This is a genomic window from Deinococcus aerolatus (genome assembly GCF_014647055.1).
Lineage (GTDB): Bacteria > Deinococcota > Deinococci > Deinococcales > Deinococcaceae > Deinococcus > Deinococcus aerolatus.
In genome coordinates, this window is sequence record NZ_BMOL01000009.1 from 18247 (window position 1) to 34223 (window position 15977).

At 67.1% G+C, this 15977-nt stretch carries 14 protein-coding genes; 4 read left to right on the forward strand and 10 right to left on the reverse strand.

All coding sequences use genetic code 11. The annotated features are described in order from the left end of the window. Nucleotides 1-56 precede the first annotated feature (56 nt). The 4 genes from IEY31_RS10425 to IEY31_RS10440 form a co-directional block, all read right to left on the reverse strand. Nucleotides 57-1247 carry a cation:proton antiporter gene (locus tag IEY31_RS10425; protein ID WP_188971670.1) on the reverse strand — a complete coding sequence of 397 codons (1191 nt, stop codon included), beginning with the start codon at nucleotides 1245-1247 and terminating at the stop codon, nucleotides 57-59. Nucleotides 1248-1279: 32 nt separating this feature from the next. Then, nucleotides 1280-1819 (reverse strand): cation:proton antiporter regulatory subunit, encoded by a 540-nt coding sequence (locus tag IEY31_RS10430; protein WP_188971672.1) that lies wholly within the window; start codon nucleotides 1817-1819, stop codon nucleotides 1280-1282. 119 nt (nucleotides 1820-1938) lie between these two features. Continuing rightward, the gene (gene trmB, locus IEY31_RS10435) at nucleotides 1939-2919 is read right to left on the reverse strand and encodes a tRNA (guanine(46)-N(7))-methyltransferase TrmB (RefSeq protein WP_188971674.1); all 981 of its coding nucleotides are present in this window, start codon (nucleotides 2917-2919) and stop codon (nucleotides 1939-1941) included. Continuing rightward, nucleotides 2916-3668 carry an FAD-dependent oxidoreductase gene (locus IEY31_RS10440; protein ID WP_188971676.1) on the reverse strand — a complete coding sequence of 251 codons (753 nt, stop codon included), beginning with the start codon at nucleotides 3666-3668 and terminating at the stop codon, nucleotides 2916-2918. The genes trmB and IEY31_RS10440 overlap by 4 nt, the downstream gene beginning before the upstream one ends. A 109-nt stretch (nucleotides 3669-3777) precedes the next feature. Here IEY31_RS10440 and IEY31_RS10445 point away from each other — a divergent pair, with 109 nt between their 5' ends. After that, complete coding sequence (locus IEY31_RS10445) at nucleotides 3778-4332, forward strand: SRPBCC family protein (RefSeq protein WP_188971678.1); 555 nt, start codon at nucleotides 3778-3780, stop codon at nucleotides 4330-4332. A gap of 70 nt (nucleotides 4333-4402) precedes the next feature. On the opposite strand, the gene IEY31_RS10450 is transcribed toward IEY31_RS10445, so the two are convergent. Beyond that, nucleotides 4403-4741, reverse strand: coding sequence for a hypothetical protein (locus IEY31_RS10450; RefSeq protein ID WP_188971680.1), 339 nt, complete (start codon nucleotides 4739-4741; stop codon nucleotides 4403-4405). A 4-nt stretch (nucleotides 4742-4745) separates the two neighbouring features. Next, nucleotides 4746-7649: a type I DNA topoisomerase gene (gene topA / locus IEY31_RS10455; RefSeq protein WP_188971682.1), complete on the reverse strand. Its 2904-nt coding sequence runs from the start codon at nucleotides 7647-7649 to the stop codon at nucleotides 4746-4748. Between the two features lie 272 nt (nucleotides 7650-7921). On the opposite strand from topA, the gene IEY31_RS10460 reads away from it, so the two are divergent. Further along, nucleotides 7922-8494, forward strand: a complete 573-nt coding sequence (locus IEY31_RS10460; protein WP_188971684.1) for a YdcF family protein — start codon at nucleotides 7922-7924, stop codon at nucleotides 8492-8494. A 59-nt stretch (nucleotides 8495-8553) separates the two neighbouring features. Here the strand turns inward: IEY31_RS10460 and murJ are convergent, their stop codons facing one another. Genes murJ through pgm form a run of 3 tightly spaced genes read right to left on the reverse strand, consistent with a single transcriptional unit; the run spans nucleotide 8554 to nucleotide 12297 of the window. Beyond that, complete coding sequence (gene murJ, locus IEY31_RS10465) at nucleotides 8554-10140, reverse strand: murein biosynthesis integral membrane protein MurJ (protein ID WP_188971686.1); 1587 nt, start codon at nucleotides 10138-10140, stop codon at nucleotides 8554-8556. 31 nt (nucleotides 10141-10171) lie between these two features. Beyond that, a complete protein-coding gene (locus tag IEY31_RS10470) occupies nucleotides 10172-10660 on the reverse strand; it encodes a hypothetical protein (RefSeq protein ID WP_188971688.1) in 489 nt (162 codons plus the stop codon). A 2-nt stretch (nucleotides 10661-10662) separates the two neighbouring features. Then, nucleotides 10663-12297 (reverse strand): phosphoglucomutase (alpha-D-glucose-1,6-bisphosphate-dependent), encoded by a 1635-nt coding sequence (gene pgm / locus IEY31_RS10475; protein ID WP_188971690.1) that lies wholly within the window; start codon nucleotides 12295-12297, stop codon nucleotides 10663-10665. A gap of 166 nt (nucleotides 12298-12463) precedes the next feature. Here pgm and IEY31_RS10480 point away from each other — a divergent pair, with 166 nt between their 5' ends. Together IEY31_RS10480 and IEY31_RS10485 are read left to right on the forward strand one after the other, a co-directional pair. Further along, on the forward strand, nucleotides 12464-13048 hold the full coding sequence (locus IEY31_RS10480) for a hypothetical protein (protein ID WP_188971692.1): 585 nt from the start codon (nucleotides 12464-12466) through the stop codon (nucleotides 13046-13048). A 116-nt stretch (nucleotides 13049-13164) separates the two neighbouring features. Continuing rightward, complete coding sequence (locus IEY31_RS10485; protein ID WP_229723485.1) at nucleotides 13165-13728, forward strand: hypothetical protein; 564 nt, start codon at nucleotides 13165-13167, stop codon at nucleotides 13726-13728. A 53-nt stretch (nucleotides 13729-13781) separates the two neighbouring features. Here the strand turns inward: IEY31_RS10485 and IEY31_RS10490 are convergent, their stop codons facing one another. Then, a complete protein-coding gene (locus tag IEY31_RS10490) occupies nucleotides 13782-15959 on the reverse strand; it encodes a HelD family protein (RefSeq protein WP_229723486.1) in 2178 nt (725 codons plus the stop codon). Between the last annotated feature and the right edge of the window lie 18 nt (nucleotides 15960-15977).

Genomic DNA, 15977 nt, shown 5'->3' on the forward strand with positions numbered 1-15977 from the left:
ACAGCAGCTGTGCGTCACCCTGGAAATACGCCACAAAGCGTCCGCCCCTCCCGCGTTCATCCCTGGCCCGGCGCGGAGACCTCCTTGCCCGCCTCGCCGCGTGGCCGGCGCTGCAGCAGCGGCGCGAGCTGGGCGTCGAAGCGCGACAGCACCGGCCCCAGGATAGCGGTCAGCAGCACGTACACGGCGGCCAGCGGGCCCAGGCTGGGGGCCAGCCCCAACCCCAGGCCGGCGATCAGGATGCTGAATTCGCCGCGCGGAATCAGGGTGGTCCCGGCACGAAAACGCCCGCGCAGCTGCACGCCCGCGCGGGCCGCGCCCATCCAGCCCACCGCGAATTTGGTGGCCCCGGTGACGATGGTCAAAAGAATGGCGGGCAGCAGCACCGACGGCACCTCAGCCAGATTCAGTTGCAGGCCGAAAAACACGAAGAACACGGCGGCAAACAGGTCGCGCAGAGGCTCGATCTGCTGACGCGCCCGGTCCGCCACCTCACCCGACAGCGCAATGCCCACCAGAAACGCACCGATGGCGGCGCTGACGTTCAGCTGGTCCGCCGCCCCTGCCACCACCAGCACCAGCCCCAGCACGCCCAGCAGCAGCGCCTCATCGCTGGGCACGTTCATCACGCGGCTCAGGACATGGCCGTAGCGCAGCGCCAGAAAAAAGGCCAGCCCGAAGGCGGCCAGCGCCACCAGCAGGTTGATGCCCACCGCGAACAGTGTCCCGCCGATCAGCAGCGCGGCCACCACCGGCAGGTAGGCGGCCATCACCACGTCCTCGATCACGCACACCGCCAGGATCAGCGGCGTCTCGCGGTTGCCCAGCCGCCCGAAATCGCGCAGGATCTTGCTGGCAATGCCGCTGGAGGTCAGGTAGGTCACGCCGCCCAGCAGCACGGCGGCCAGCGGCGTGAACCCCAGCAGAAACCCCGCAACCAGTCCCGGCGTGAAATTCAGGGCCAGATCAATGATGCCGATCTGCCGGTTGGCCTTGAGATTGCTGCTGAGTTCCTCGCTGGTGTACTCCAGTCCCAGGGTAAACAGCAGCAGCACCGCGCCGATTTCCGCGCCGGTGTGGATAAATTCCTCGGGCGCGTTGCCCAGCGACATCACCGCGCCCAGGCCGATGCCTGCCAGCAGATACAGCGGAATGGGGGTGATGCCCAGGCGTCCGGCGGCGCGGCCCACCAGGGCCAGCAACAGAATCACGCCGCCAATTTCCAGAAACAGCTGGCCCAGCTCCACGCTTCACCTCCCCGGTAAGGGTACGGGCCGGCTTAGGATGTTCCGGCCACAGGCGACCCTGTCTTCGCCCTGGTCTTCTGGGGCTCCGGCTGTCCGTTCAGCAGCCGTGCGGCGTGGGTAACGCCTTCGGCCGTACCCACCACCACCACGGTGTCGCCAGCATGCAGCACGAACTCTGGTCCCGGCGCGGGAATGGCCCCGCCGCCGCGAATAATCGCCACGATGCTGGCCCCGGTGCGCGTGCGCATCATGGTGCTGCCCAGCGGCTTGCCGTCAAACGGCGTCGTGCCGGCCAGCGGCAGCCAGTCCATTGCCAGCCCCTCGATGTCCTGCATGCTCTGGCCCATGCGGCGGGTCACGGTGCTGCCGCCCATCAGATCGGAGACCACCTCGGCCTCATCCTCTGCCAGCACGATGCTCTGGGCGCAGGCGTCGGGGTCTTCCTTGAGCGACACGAACAGCTCGCGCCGCCCGTCGCGGTGCGTGATCACGCCCACGCGTTTGCCGAAGCGGCCATCAAAGTCGTAACGCATGCCCACACCGGGCAGCAGGGTCTCATCCACCTTCACCATGGGGCACACAATACGGGTTCCGGCGCAGGGCGATTGGATGCCCGGCAGGAGGCGGCCCCATACCCATCAGTCAGGTGTGGCCACCGAGCAGGCTGGTGAGCGCCCAGCGCTCCAGCGCCTCAGTACCCCCGGTGCGTGACCTGTCCGCCCCGTTCTTCCAGCCAGTCGGTGACCGCGCCCACCGCCGCCTTGACCCCCGGCGTGATGATCGGGCCGCCGAACTTGGCGAGACGCACCAGATGACTGCCGTCCTCACGCGCGGTGATGCCGACCAGCACCTCCTGGGTCAGCTCGCCCTCCACGACGTGGGCCAGCGCCACCCAGCCGCCCACACGCAAGCTGGCGTACAAATCCAGCAGGATGACGGTCCAGCCGCCGGCGCGGGCGGTGCGCTTCTCGAACGGCTGGCCGGGAGCGGCGGGGGTAAACGTTGCGGGCAGAGACAGGATGGCGTGTGGCACGTGGGCAGGGTCCTCCGGGTAGGGGTGGATGTCGCCGTGGGGGACGTCCGGGTGGGCGGTGGGCGTGAAGCGGGCGTGCTGCGGGGCCAGCCCCAGGTCACGCCACTTGAGGGCGTACTTGGTCTCCAGCGCGGCGGGCGGGGGATCAGCCAGGTCCACGGTCATCACGCCGCTGTCCCGCGCCGCCTGACACGCGAACTCGAAGTACTCGTCGTGATCGGTGGTGAGCAGCACCGCGCCGCCCGCTTTCAGGCGCGAGGCCGCCAGACTGAAGAACGGCGCGCGCAGCAGCCGGTGGTCCAGGTGCCCGGCCTTGGGCCAGGGATCGGGAAAGTTGACGACGATGCGGTCCAGCCCGCCGTGCGGCACCACCTCGCGCAGCAGCACGTCGGCGGGCAGCTTGGTCAGGATGGCGTTGTCCAGCCCCGCAGCCTTCAGGCGGCGCTGGGCCTTGAGCAGCGAGACGCCCGACAGTTCCACGCCCAGGTAGTTCGGCGGCTCGGCGAAGTCCGCAGCGTGATGCGGCCAGAAGCGCCCGTCCCCGAATCCAATTTCCAGTACCCAGGGGCGCTGTGCGGTGTGCGGGTACAGGCGGGAGGCCGCGTCGGGAAAGTGAAAATCGCCCAGCGGAAAGATCACGGGTTCACCCTAGCCAGGGCCAGCAGTTCGTCGGCCAGTCGGGACGCGTCGTCCAGCACGCTGCGGTAGGAACACTCGCCGGGCAACATGCGGCCCACCGCACGCACCCGGTCAAAGCGGGTCAGCTGAAAGCCGCTCAGCTCGCCGGGTGCGGGCGTCAGGAAGCGCACGTCGTAGGGCGGCGCCCCCTCCACCGCCGCCGCCGTGGCCTCCGCGCCGGTCAGGAACACCCCGGCACGGGCCAGATCATCGGCCAGGAAGTCATAGGCCACCTCTGAGAGCCGTCCGGCCTCCTCCATGCTGTCGCCGATCAGCAGGCGGCCCTTGAGAAAAGCGCCCACCGCCAGCACCACCTGCCGGGCGTGCAGTTTCGGCCCCTCCCAGGTGGACAGCACGACTCCGGCGTCGGTCTCGTCCAGCTCGGTCACGGTGCTTTGCAGCAGGTGGATGCCGGAGGTGCCCTCGAGTTCCGCCTTGAGCTGGCGGTGAAAGCTCCAGCCGTCGGTGTCGGGGGCCATCCGGTCCCGGATCAGGGCAAAGACGCTGCCGGGCGGGAAATCGGCGTCGCGGGTGGTGGGGGCGTACAAGTTGCCCAGGTGGTCCAGCGCCTGCGACACCAGCAGCACGTCCGCGCCTGCGCGGGCCAGCCGCCATGCCATCTCGGTTCCGGCCACGCCCGCGCCCACCACCGCCACGTCGTACAGGTGGCCCGGCTGCGGCTGGCTGCGGGGATTTTGCGGTCCAAACATCACACGGCGGAGTGTAGCAAGTGGGCTGCGCGAAAGGCGGGGGCGCCAACGCCACGGACCCTGTCTCCATCCTGTCTCCGGCCCCGGCCCGCGCTACAGTGGCCCAGATATGTCCGAGTCCATCAGCATCAAGCAGACCATCGTGGTCCGGTCCCGCCCAGACGTGCTCTATCGCCTGGCGCTGGAGCCGCGCCGCCGCGTGAAGTGGGATCCCAATCTGGTAAAGGCCGAGTACCAGGGCGGCGAGGGCCGGCTGGCCAACAACGCCCTGGTGCGCTACAAATTTGCCCGCAAGCTGCTGGGCCTGAGTTTCACCGCCAAGTACGGTCAGTTGCAGGCCCCGCAGCGCGGCGGCTGGGAAAGCGTGCGGCACGTCGGTCCGCTGGAAAAACTGACCCAGGGCTGGCAGTTCAAGCCGATGCCCGGCGGCACCGAAGTCACGATGACCTTGAACGGCCGGGTGCGCTACAAGTGGATCAAGGCGCCCGTGGAGCGTGTCCTGAACAACATGGTGGTCACCACGCTGGTGGCCCTGCAGCGGGCTGTGGACGCCCAGGGCGCGCAGCTGATGGAGGACATGGGCCGCGAGATGGCCGAGAAGCAGAAGGCCGAGGCCAAGGCCGCCAGGGAAGCCGCGAAGGCCAGCAAGCGCAAGAAGAAATAGCCGCAGGGCACGCACCTTGCCACGTGCCCGTCACGGTTGCCGGGGGCGAGGGGTGCCCTGTATCCCCCATCTATCCAGCGTCTGCCGAGAACAGCAGCACACTTCCGTCTTTGGTGCCAAAAGCCGTCCAGGGTTCGCCCGCCGTGACGCGGTAGCCCTCGCCGGGCCGCAGACGCACGAAGTTGTTGAGCGGCAGGTCGACAACGGCCTCGCCGCTGAGGCACAGCAGCCAGCCGGTCACAGCGTCACTGCCAGGCTGGTTGCCGCTGTGCTTGCCGCTGAGGTTCAGCACGCGCAGGTCGCCGCCGGGCAGCCCCAACCACTGCCCCGGCGAACCCTGTGCCAGACGGATCAGGTGCAGCGCCTGCGGAGCGGCGGCCCTCTCACGGACAAAGCGTTCGCGGGGCATCCTCCTACTCTCCGCGCGCCGCCTGGTTCAGCTTCTTGCTGGCCTGCAGGGCCATCCCCTTGGCCTTCTTCACGTCCAGGCCCAGTTCGGGGGCCACCTCGTCCACCTTGCGGCCCTGCTCGCGGGTGGCAGTCACCAGCTCGCGTTCCTGCGCCGAGAGAACATTCAGGTGCGGCTTGAGCTGGGCCCAGGTGAATGTGGGCCTGGCCGGAGCCTTGGCAGGGGCTTTTTTCGCGGTCTTGGAGGTCGGAGTTCTGGTGGCTGCCGTCTTCGCCGCAGCTTTTTTGGGGGCCGCGCTGCGTGTCGCCGTCTTCTTCGCCGTTCCAGCCTTGGCCGCCGCCTTCCGGGGCTTGCCCGCTTTCGCCTTCGGCTCCTTGCCGCGTTCCTCCAGAATTTCCAGGGCACGCTCGGCGGTCAGGTTGTCCTCGGATTCGCCTTTACGGAGGGTGGCGTTGCGCTCGCCGTCGGTCAGGTAGGGGCCGAAGCGCCCGGACTTCAGGACAATGTCGGCGCGGCCCTCATATTTGTAGGTGCTGAGGGGCGGGGTGGGCGTGCGGCCCTTCGCAAAGCGCGGCTGAAGAAACAGTGCCTCGGCCTCGGGCAGCGTCACGGTGAACAGTTCCTCGTGGGTGGTCAGGCTGCGGCTGTCATTCCCGCGTTTCAGGTACGGGCCGTACTTGCCGTTCAGCGCCCAGACCTCCTCGCCCTCAGAGGTGCCCACCAGCCGGGGCAGGCTCAGCAGCTTCATGGCGCGCGGCAGCGTGAGGGTGTCCAGATCGTCGGTGGGAAACAAACTGGCGGTACGGATCGGCGGATTCTCCGCGCCCAGCGTGACATAGGGGCCGTAGCGCCCGGCGCGGGCCACCACCGGATGCCCGCTGGCCTCGTCGATCCCGAGGGGCCGGTCCCCGCTGGGGCGGCTCATGATCTCCTCGGCCAGTTCCAGCGTCAGCTCGTCGGGCGCCAGACCTTCGGGCAGGTTGGCCTTGTCGTCGCCGCGCTGCATATACACACCGTAGCGACCCACCCGGACCTCTATGCCGCTGTCGGAGAGCCGGGGCACGGCAATGGTGGCGATGCCGCGCGCGTCGATCTCACCCATCTGACGGTCGATCAGCGGCCGCAGGGCCATGCCCTCGCCGTCCACACCCAGGTAAAAGCGCTTCAAGTACGGTACCCGCTGGGCGCGGCCCCCGGCGATGTCGTCCAGATCCTCTTCCATCTTGGCGGTGAAGTCGTAGTCCACCAGATTGCCGAAGTGGTGTTCCAGCAGCGCAGAGGTGGCAAAGGCCGTCCAGCTGGGCACCAGCGCCTGCCCCTTCTTGCTGGCGTAACCCCGGTCCTGAATGGTGCCCAGAATGCTGGCGTAGGTGCTGGGGCGGCCAATGCCCGCGCCTTCCAGGGACTGCACCAGGCTGGCCTCGGTGTAGCGGGCTGGGGGCTGTGTCTCGTGGCCGTCGGGCTTGACGGTCTCGGCGGTCACGCGCTGGCCCTGCTGAAGAGGCGGCAGCGGCGTTTCACGGTCTTCCAGGGCGGCGCTGGGATCGTCGCTTCCTTCTACATAGGCGCGCAGAAAGCCGGGAAAGTCGATGGTGCGGCCCGAGGCACTCAGGCCCACTTCCTCGCCCGTTTTTGCTTTCCCGTTTAACCGGACCCGCAGGCTACGGCCCCGCGCATCCGCCATCTGGCAGGCCACAGTGCGCTTCCAGATCAGATCGTACAGGCGCCACTCGTCGCCGCCCAGCTCCGCACGCAAGGAGTCCGGGGTGCGGAAGCTGCTGCCGGCCGGCCGGATCGCTTCGTGCGCCTCCTGGGCGTTCTTGGCCTTCTTGGCGTACACGCGTGGCTGCGGCGACAGGTAGGGCTGGCCGTACATCTGCGACACCTGGGTGCGGGCCGCCGTGACTGCCTCGGACGAGAGGTTGGTGCTGTCGGTCCGCATGTAGGTGATATAGCCGCCCTCGTACAGCCGCTGGGCAGCCCGCATGGTGCGGGTGGCGGCGAAGCCCAGCTTGCGGCTGCCCTCCTGCTGCAGGGTGGACGTAATAAAAGGTGGATAAGGGCGCTGCGTGAACGGCTTTTCCTCGGCAGAGGTCACCGTCAGCGGCTGCCCGGTCAGGCCATCCGCCAGGGCGCGGGCCTCGGCCTCGGCCAGCGTGCGGACCTTCGCGTCGGGCTTCAGTTTGCCGGTCAGGGGATCGAAGTCCTTGCCCACCGCCAGCTTCTGTCCAGCAACGTCGGTCAGGCGGGCAGGGAAGGTGGCGTCTTCCGCCGTGCGGCCGGTGACCAGCAGGTCCCACCACGAGCCGCTGACAAAGCGCATCCGCTCGCGCTCGCGCTCCACCAGCATGCGCGTCGCCACGCTCTGCACGCGGCCCGCCGACAGCCTGGGGGCCACCTTCTTCCACAACACCGGGCTGACCTCGTAGCCGTACAGCCGGTCCAGGGCGCGGCGGGCCTCCTGCGCTTCCACCAGATTGGTGTCGATCTGGCGGGGGGAGGCAATGGCGGCCTGAATCGCTTCCTTGGTGATCTCGTGGAAGACCATGCGCTTGACCGGCACCTTGGGCTTTAATTCCTGAAACAGGTGCCACGCGATGCTCTCGCCCTCGCGGTCATCGTCTGTGGCCAGAATGATCTCGTCGGCCTCAGCCGCCATCTTCCGCAATTTGGCCACGTGCTGGCGCTTCTCGGGCGACACCACGTACAAAGGCTGGAAGTCGTTCTCGATGTCCAGCCCCAGCCGCGCCCAGGCCAGGCCCTTGTACTTCTCGGGAATGTCCGCCGCGCTTTTGGGCAGGTCACGGATGTGCCCGATCGAGGATTCCACCGCGTACCCTTTTCCCAGGTACTTCTCGATGGTGCGGGCTTTGGCGGGGGATTCGACGATGACTAGGGTCTTGGACATAAGGGGTTTACGCTCCTGGCACTGCTCTTGGCCGGTGCGTCCGGCGCGGCAATGTCACCGCGATCCCGACGGCCTGAAGGCAGAGGCACGAGGGTAGCATGCTCCCTGGCGGGCTTCCGGAAGGTAGGGCGCAAACGATGAGACACATGTGGCCATCTGAATAGCAGGTCGTAGGTGCCCGCCCAGACAGTGGAAACAGAGCCGTCCAGACGGCCTTTTTCATTCCGGGCCGGCACCACACCTTGATGTTTTCTTCATGCTACGCTGCCCGCATGCACATCCGGGGGTCCACCCTCACCGTCTTGCCCCTGGCCGTCGTGGCCCTGCTGGCCGTGGGTTTTCTGGCGCTCCCCAACCTGCGGGTGCCGAATGCTGAGCGCCCCCACCCCACCCTGATCGTGCTGGGCGCGGCGCAGTATGCGGGCCGGCCCAGCCCGGCCTTTCAGCGGCGGCTCAATCACGCGCTGGCGCTGTACCGGGGCGGCGGCGTGACGCAGATCGTGGTCACGGGTGGGCGGCGGCCCGGCGACCCCTTCAGCGAGGGCGAGGTGGGACAGGCGTACCTGGGCCAGCATGGCGTGCCGCGTGAGGCCCTGCTGGCCGAGGCGCGCAGTCGGACCACCATCGAGAATCTGCGCTTTGCCCGCACCATGCTGCCGCCCCACACGCCCTTCACGCTGGTCACCGACGAGGCGCATGCCCCGCGTGCCCAGGCCCTGGCCCGCGCCCTGGGCCTGGAGGCCAACGTCAGCGCCAGCCCGTTGAGCCGGGGCGTCAGCCGCAGTTACCTGCTGCGCGAGAAGGTGGCGCTGGTGGCCTACGCGCTGATCGGCATCCGCCTGTAACGCCCACCTGTCCCACGTATTCCATGACGAAGTAACGAGGCCCACTCAGACGCTGTCACTCAGCGCCGCAGCCGCCGCAGCAGGCCGCCCATTTCCGGCATCCTCAGCAGCAGTGCGCCCAGCAGGTAGGCAGCCAGCCCCGCGCCGCCCGCCACGCTCAGGCCGATCAGCCCAGGAACGATAAAGCCCGGGGCGGGAATAAAGGGCACGAAACGCAGCGCCAGCCACGCCACCAGCCCCGCAAGTAGCGACAGCGGCAGCACCCGCGCCAGATGCGCCGTGATCTCGCGGCCCGGAAAGCCCAGGGCGCGGCGGTACAGCAGGGCCAGCGCCCCGGCCATCAGCACGCCGCTGATCGCGGTGCTGACGCCGAAGCCCAGCAGCCCCAGCGGCGGCACCAGCAGGCGGTACAGCCCGACTTCCAGCACGAAGCCCACCGCGCTGACGGTCACGGCCTCCATCGTGCGCTCGCGGGCGTAGAAGGTACGCAGCAGCAGGGTCACCATGGCCCAGGGCACCAGGGCCAGCCCCCAGCCGGTCAGAATCTCGCTCGCAGCTTCAAACCGCGCCACGTCGTAACCACGGGAAATATTGACGATGCTGACCGCGTACCCGGCGAGCACCACCAGCAGCGCACTCATGGGGGCGGCCAGGAACGTGGTGGTGCGAATGCCCTGCACAGTGAGTGCCTTGAAGGCCGACCAGTCCCTCGCGGCAGCGTGTTCGGAGAAGCGGGGGAACAGGGCCAGTGCAGGCGACACGACGAACAGCCCGTTCACTGTGGTAAACAGCGTCTCGGCGTAAAAGTACCCGGACTGGGTTCCGGGGAGAAATCTGGTGTTGTCGCTGAGCAGCCTCGTGACATACAGGTTCAGGAACTGCCGGGCTCCGGCGGTCAGCGTAAACGGGGCCATCTGCCGCAGCACCCGCATCAGCGATGGATTTGGTTTCAGACTGGGGGTGGGCAGCAAACCGAAACGTGTCAGGGCCGGAAGCTGTACAGCCAGCTGCGCCAGACCGCCAATCAGCCAGCCGAAGGCCAGCCACGTGGCCGTGTTGGGCAGCAGCAGCAGCGCCACGATGCTGGCGAGGTTGAAGGCCACCGGGGCGAAGCTGCTCTCGCGGAAATGCTCGTCGGCGTTCAACAGGCCCATGGCGATGCTGGACAGACTGATCAGCATCAGGAACGGCATCACCAGTTGGGTCATGTACACCGCCACGGCGCGGTCCACGTTGGGGGTGGCCGCAATCAGCAGGTCTACGATGAACGGTGCCGCCAGGATGCCCAGCGCCATCAGCAGCAGATTGACCGCGATCAGCACGCCGCTGAAGGTCTGGGCCAGTTTCCTTCTCTCCGTCTCGTCCAGCGACTTGTACACCGGGATAAACGAATTGACCAGCGCACCCTCCGCCAGCAGCTCGCGCAGCAGATTGGGCACGCGCACCGCCACCAGAAAAGCGTCCAGCAGGGTGTTGCCGAAGGTTCCCATGATCTGGGTCCGCACGATGCCCGACAGCCGCGAACCCAGCGTGCCCGCCATGACGATCAGGGTGTTGGCCCGCAGCGACTTGCGCGGCAGCGGGGCTGGAGTGGCCGGGCCTTTGTGGGCTTCGGGTGGGTCAGGGGCGGCGGGCGGAACGGTCACGCGGCCAACTGTAGCGCGTGGCCCGCAGGATTCAGCCGGGGGATGGTTGCGGGTCTGCCCCGGCCTGCGCCACGCCGTCCGGCGCGACGTGCAGCCACCCTTCCCCAAACGACACGTCCAACGTCAGACTTTCCAGATAGTCACGCAGAGGCGCCGGAAGTTCCGCCACCGTGAACGGCGTGCGCGGCGCGGCCACCAGACGGTACAGGCCCGACTGCCCCGGCACGCGGTCATAGACGGAAGCTCCCCGGCGCTGGGGCGGGGTCAGGTGCTCGTCGAAGCCGCCCGCCGGAGCGTTGGGCGGTTCCGTTTCCGGGCGGGTGTCGATCCAGACGTGCAGCGATTCCAGCAGTTCCTCGGAGTGCAGGGCTGCCTCCGGCACCTGGGTGTCGCCTGCCGCCATGAACTGCGCCACATGGCCGCGTACGTCGGCGGCGAACCAGTCGAACTCCACGCCCGCCAGCTCCTCGCGGGTGATCACGGTGTGGGGATCAGCCCCTCCCGGCGCCGTCTCCCCCATTCCTATTTGCCCCCCAGCGCCTCAGACACCACTTCGCGGGCCTCCTGCATCACCTGTTTCAGGTGGTCTGCGCCCTTGAAGCTCTCGGCGTAGATCTTGTACACGTCCTCGGTGCCGCTGGGGCGGGCGGCAAACCACGCCTCGGCAGTGGTGACCTTCAGGCCACCGATGGGCGCGTCGTTGCCGGGGGCGCGGGTCAGGCGGGCGGTGATGGGGTCGCCCGCCAGGGTCTGCGCCTTCACGTCATCCGGCGAGAGGTTGCCCAGAATCTTCTTCTGCGCGGGCGTGGCGGGGGCGTCCTGGCGGTCATAGGCGGTGGCGCCGTATTTCCCAGTCAGATCGGCGAAGCGCTGGCTGGGGGTCTTGCCGGTCCTGGCGGTCATCTCGGCGGCCAGCAGGCCGGGAATCAGGCCGTCCTTGTCGGTGCTCCACGCGCCGCCGTTCAGGCGCAGGAAGCTGGCCCCGGCGGATTCCTCGCCGCCAAACCCCAGATCGCCGGTCAGCAGGCCGTCCACGAAGTATTTGAAGCCCACCGGCACCTCCACCAGCGGGCGGCCCAGGCCACCGGCCACCCGGTCAATCAGGGCGCTGCTGACCAGCGTCTTGCCCACACCTGCCGTCGTCCGCCAGCCGGGACGGTGCGTGAACAGGTAGTCGATCATGACGGCGAGGTAGTGGTTGGGGTTCATCAGGCCGTCGGCGGTGACGATGCCGTGGCGGTCGGCGTCTGGATCGTTGCCCACGGCCACGTCAAAATCGTCCTTGAGGCGCAGCAGCCCGGCCATCGCGTAGGGGCTGGAGCAGTCCATGCGAATCTTGCCGTCCTTATCGACGCTCATGAAGGCGAAGCGGGGATCGACAGTTTTATTCACGATCTCGAAGTTCAGGTTGTACTCGGCCAGGATTGCCTCCCACACCGGCAGGCTGGCCCCGCCCAGCGGATCAATGCCCACATGAACGCCGCTCTGTTTGATGGCGTCCAGATCAATCACTTCAGGCAACTGGCGCACGTAGGGCGCGATGAAATCGTACTCCTCCAGCTTGCCCATCGCGTCTTCCAGCGACAGGCGTTTCACGTCGCGCATCTCGTTTTCGAGGATGGCGTTGGCGCGGACCTGCACCGCCCCGGTCACGTCGGTATCGGCGGGGCCGCCCGACGGGGGGTTGTATTTAAAGCCGCCGTCCTGCGGCGGGTTGTGGCTGGGTGTGATCACGATGCCGTCCGCCGTGCCCCCCTTGCCTGCGCGGTTGTGTTCCAGAATGGCGTGGCTGATCAGCGGTGTGGGGGTCATCACGCCGGGCTGCACGCACACGCGCACGCCGTTGGCGGTCAGGACTTCCAGCGCACTCATCCACGCGGGTTCGGACAGGGCATGTGAGTCCAGCCCCATGAACAGCGGCCCGCTGATGCCCGCCGTCAGGCGGTGTTCGGCCACTGCCTGCGCCACCGCCAGAATGTGCGCCTCGTTGAAGGTGCCGTTCAGGCTGGTGCCCCGGTGTCCGCTGGTGCCGAAGGCGACGCGCTGCAAGGGGTCGTGCACGTCCGGGCGCGTTTCGTAGTAATGGGCCACCAGACGGGGAATGTTGGTCAGCAGGCTTTGGGGAGCGGGTTTTCCGGCCAGTTCGCTGAGGGTCATGTTCAGGAGTTTACCGGGCCGGTTGACCGCTTCCTGCCTCCATGAGCAGAGTGCCGGGAAGCGTTCAAGGCGATAGGCGCCCACGCCCGCACGGTCACAACGAAGCTCACGTTTTATAAATGTTCCGGTCACCCATTAAAAAGCGGGATGCGCCACAGTGGACGACATGAAGAAGATGATGATGGCCGCCGCCGCAATCGGGTTGACTGGACTTCTGGCAGGTTGCGGAAGCGGAAGCGCACCGGACGGCAGCGCACGGGGCGAGATCACTAAGGTCCGCACCGAGTATCGCCTGAATAACACATCTGGCAAATTCGTCGCCTGCGACAATATCGCCAACAATCCTGGCCGGGCAAACCTGACCCAGGTAGCCGTGGATTTTGATCTGGCCGGCACGGTTCAGGACATCACCATCGGCCTGAAGGGTGGCAACTCCACAAAATACGACAACAACTTCACGACGACCGTCAAGGGCTCCGAGCTGCCCGGAACCGGCGGCAAGTACCGGATTACCTTCAACGCTGATTCCAGCGCCGCAGACACCCTGTTGCCGCAGAGCATCATCGTCACTCCTGCTTCGGTCAAGGTAAAAGTAGTTACCACCAACGCCAACAGCCGTGCGGGCTTCTTTTACCCGGCTTTCCGTGTGAACACTGGCTCAGACACCTTTACTTTCAGCGGTATTCTGAGTTACACAACAGATGTGTACACGAACTGCACGGTTACCCAGACCACCGACGAAGACGTTTAATCTAAGCACTTAACGGACGCCGGAGCAGTCGCCCCGGCGTTTTCTTTGTGCCGTCCTCAGGTTTTCTGAAGGCGACGGTCACGCCCGCATCAGCTTCATGCCGGAGAGTGAACAGTATGAAAAGACTGATGATGGCGGCGGTAGGACTGACGGGCGTGCTGGCGAGCTGTGGTGGCGTGACCGTCACCGCCGATTTTGGCTTTGCCCCCGGCAGCCAGTACGCACCGAGCCTTAAGCTCAATGAACTTAGCTACAGCACCAACTACCAGGCTAAAACAGCTTTCACAGATCAAAATGGAAACACGGTTAGGGCGGGCGAGTATCTGATCTGCGATAATGCCAACACCACCATGCTCGTCGATCTTAAATGGACGGGCGGACTGAACAAGCTTTACCTACAGTTCAAGGGCCTGAGCACAGGAGCAACGCAGACGGTGCCTTTTTATGCGTTTAACGGCAGTGATACCAGCGGTGCAGGACAGGCCAAGTTCACCTTCGGCCCGAACACAGCCCCACTCAGCCTAAGCAGCAAGCTCGTCTCGCAGGCCATTGTGGTGAATCCCGTTATCGTCAATGTTAAGGGCAACACTTACGTGCGCGTGCAAGGCATCGATCAGAGCGGTTACAACAGCAATATTCTTGAGAGCGTGACTGCAATTCCTGTCGTCAACTGTCAATAACCTCATGACTGAAAGCCGCCCCCAGTACCGGGGCGGCTTTTTCGTTCCAGTACTCAAGCAATCAACGGGTGCAGTTCGCCCGCGCTGACCAGCGCCAGCCAGTGCAGGGCGCGGCTGGCGCTGACGTACAGCAGCCGACGCTCGTACTCGGTGCTTTCATCGTAGGTCTGGACATTGGCGCTGCTCACGATGGCCGCGCTGAACTCCAGCCCCTTGGCAAGACTGACCGGCAGCACCACCAGCCCGCCCCGGAAGCGGTGTTCCTGCGTGGTGATCGGCTGGGCGTCGGTGTCGAAGTCACGCAGGGTCTCGGCCAGCCGGTCCGCGTCCACGGCGCGGCGGGTCACGATGGCGATGTTGACATGCCCGGCAGCCTGCGCGTCCTTGACCGCCCGGGCAATCAGCGGCAGCTCGCCGTGCGGGGCATCGGCGGGGGCCACGTAGCGCTGCACCTCGGCCCCATCGCGGTCCACGCCCTGAACCTGGGCGGCACGGTTGTAGGTGGCGGCAATCCGGGCTCCCAGTTCGGTGATCTGGCGGGTGCTGCGGTAGGTGCGGCCCAGCGTCAGCACCTCCGCGCCGGGCAGCACGGCCTGCACCGCCTCCCAGCTGCTGGGTCCCTTGTAGCCGTGCATGCCCTGATTCAGGTCACCCAGCGCGGTCAGGTGGCCGGGGCGGGTGGCGCGGCCCAGCAGCGCGTACAGCAGCGGCGAGTAGTCCTGCGCCTCGTCCAGCACCACATGGTCAAACGGTTCGAGGGTGCGCCCGTCCTGCCGCCCGATGCCCCCGGTAAACGCCTGCACGGCCAGCATCAGCGGCAGTTCGGTGGCGTCGGCGTGGGCGCGGCGCGGGGTGGGAATGCCGCTCAGCGGATCGGTGCCCAGCAGGGCGATCTCGCGCTCGGTCAGCAGGCCACTGGCGGCCAGCGCCTCGGGGCTGCCCAGCAGGCGGCGGGCCTCGGTGACGGGCGTGGTACTGGCGAAAACGCGGCCCAGCAGGGCCGTGATGGGCGCGGAAAGCTGGCGCAGCACCCCCGCTTCCTCGTCGTCAGGCACGTTCAGGTGTGACAGGGCCAGGGCTTCCACGGCTCGGCGGAAACCCGCGCGGTAGCCGCTCAGGGGATCGGCGGCGAACACGTCGCGCAGGATGGCGTGCAGATCGGTGTCGGTCAGGGCAAACACCTGCGGCTCGCGGCGGTTCAGGGCCACCTCCTCGCGCAACGACTGCCCGCGCAGGGCGGCATTAAAGCGGTTCCACAGGTGGGTGCGGACCACGTCCAGCATGCGGGCGTCGCCCAGCAGCTTGGCGCGCCGCCACGCCAGCGCCCGGCGGGTGTTGTCGTGGTCGGTGAGCAGCAGGGTCAGGGTGCGGTCCGTGACCTCCAGCTTTTCCAGCCCCAGCAGCCCAACCGCCCAGCTTTCCGGCGTGGTCACGTTGACCGGCCCGATGCCCAGCTCTGGCAGAATCCGGGCGGCGTAGGTGGCCAACACCCGGTTGGGCATCAACACCATGCACGCCCCCGCCTGCGCCTGATGCGGCCCGCGCTCGGCGTTGGTCATCCAGGCCAGCCGGTGAAAGCCGATGGTGGTCTTGCCCGAACCTGCCGCGCCCTGAATGATCACAGGAGTTCCGGCAGGGTGGCGCATGGCCGCGTTCTGCTCGGGCTGCAGCGTTTCCACCACGTCGCGCATTCCAGCGGTGCTGCCTTCTTCCAGGCGGCGCAGCAGCACCTCCTCGCGGCCCCCGGTGTCGCCGCCAGCCTCGTCGTCGTACAGATCAGTGACGCGGTGCAGCGTCTTGGCGGCGATGTCCAGCTGTCGCCGCCGCTTGATCGTGCCCTGCCCGCCCCGGCGCGGCGTCCAGCCCAGCGCGTCGGAGTAGAACAGGCTGCCCACCTCGCTGTCCCAGCCCACCACGCTGTGCGGCCCCTTCACGTCGCGGAAGCCGTGCTTGCCGATGTACAGCGTCTGCTCGCGCCCGCCCACCCGCACCTTCAGGCTGCCGAAGTACGGATGGTGCACATGCGGCGAGAGCATCGCGGCGTGTTCCCCGGCCTCGTCAGCCAGGATGATGCTGGTTTCCAGGTCCGCGCCCATCTGGCGGTCCCGGTCCTCCCAGAAGTCGATCTGACGCAGCATGGCGTCCACCGTGCCCTTCAGGTGCGCGGTTTCATGTGGGAAGTCGGGGTGGGTGTCGTGGACGGCAGAGCGCGGGGAAGCAGGAGCAGACATCGCCGCCCAGAATACGGG

Excerpts from the sequence above, each read along its gene's own strand:
- IEY31_RS10430 (WP_188971672.1), bottom strand. The coding sequence starts at position 1,819 with ATGGTGAAGGTGGATGAGACCCTGCTGCCCGGTGTGGGCATGCGTTAC.
- IEY31_RS10440 (WP_188971676.1), bottom strand. The coding sequence starts at position 3,668 with ATGTTTGGACCGCAAAATCCCCGCAGCCAGCCGCAGCCGGGCCACCTG.
- IEY31_RS10445 (WP_188971678.1), top strand. The coding sequence starts at position 3,778 with ATGTCCGAGTCCATCAGCATCAAGCAGACCATCGTGGTCCGGTCCCGC.
- IEY31_RS10450 (WP_188971680.1), bottom strand. The coding sequence starts at position 4,741 with ATGCCCCGCGAACGCTTTGTCCGTGAGAGGGCCGCCGCTCCGCAGGCG.
- topA (WP_188971682.1), bottom strand. The coding sequence starts at position 7,649 with ATGTCCAAGACCCTAGTCATCGTCGAATCCCCCGCCAAAGCCCGCACC.
- IEY31_RS10460 (WP_188971684.1), top strand. The coding sequence starts at position 7,922 with ATGCACATCCGGGGGTCCACCCTCACCGTCTTGCCCCTGGCCGTCGTG.
- IEY31_RS10470 (WP_188971688.1), bottom strand. The coding sequence starts at position 10,660 with ATGGGGGAGACGGCGCCGGGAGGGGCTGATCCCCACACCGTGATCACC.
- pgm (WP_188971690.1), bottom strand. The coding sequence starts at position 12,297 with ATGACCCTCAGCGAACTGGCCGGAAAACCCGCTCCCCAAAGCCTGCTG.
- IEY31_RS10480 (WP_188971692.1), top strand. The coding sequence starts at position 12,464 with ATGAAGAAGATGATGATGGCCGCCGCCGCAATCGGGTTGACTGGACTT.
- IEY31_RS10485 (WP_229723485.1), top strand. The coding sequence starts at position 13,165 with ATGAAAAGACTGATGATGGCGGCGGTAGGACTGACGGGCGTGCTGGCG.
- IEY31_RS10490 (WP_229723486.1), bottom strand. The coding sequence starts at position 15,959 with ATGTCTGCTCCTGCTTCCCCGCGCTCTGCCGTCCACGACACCCACCCC.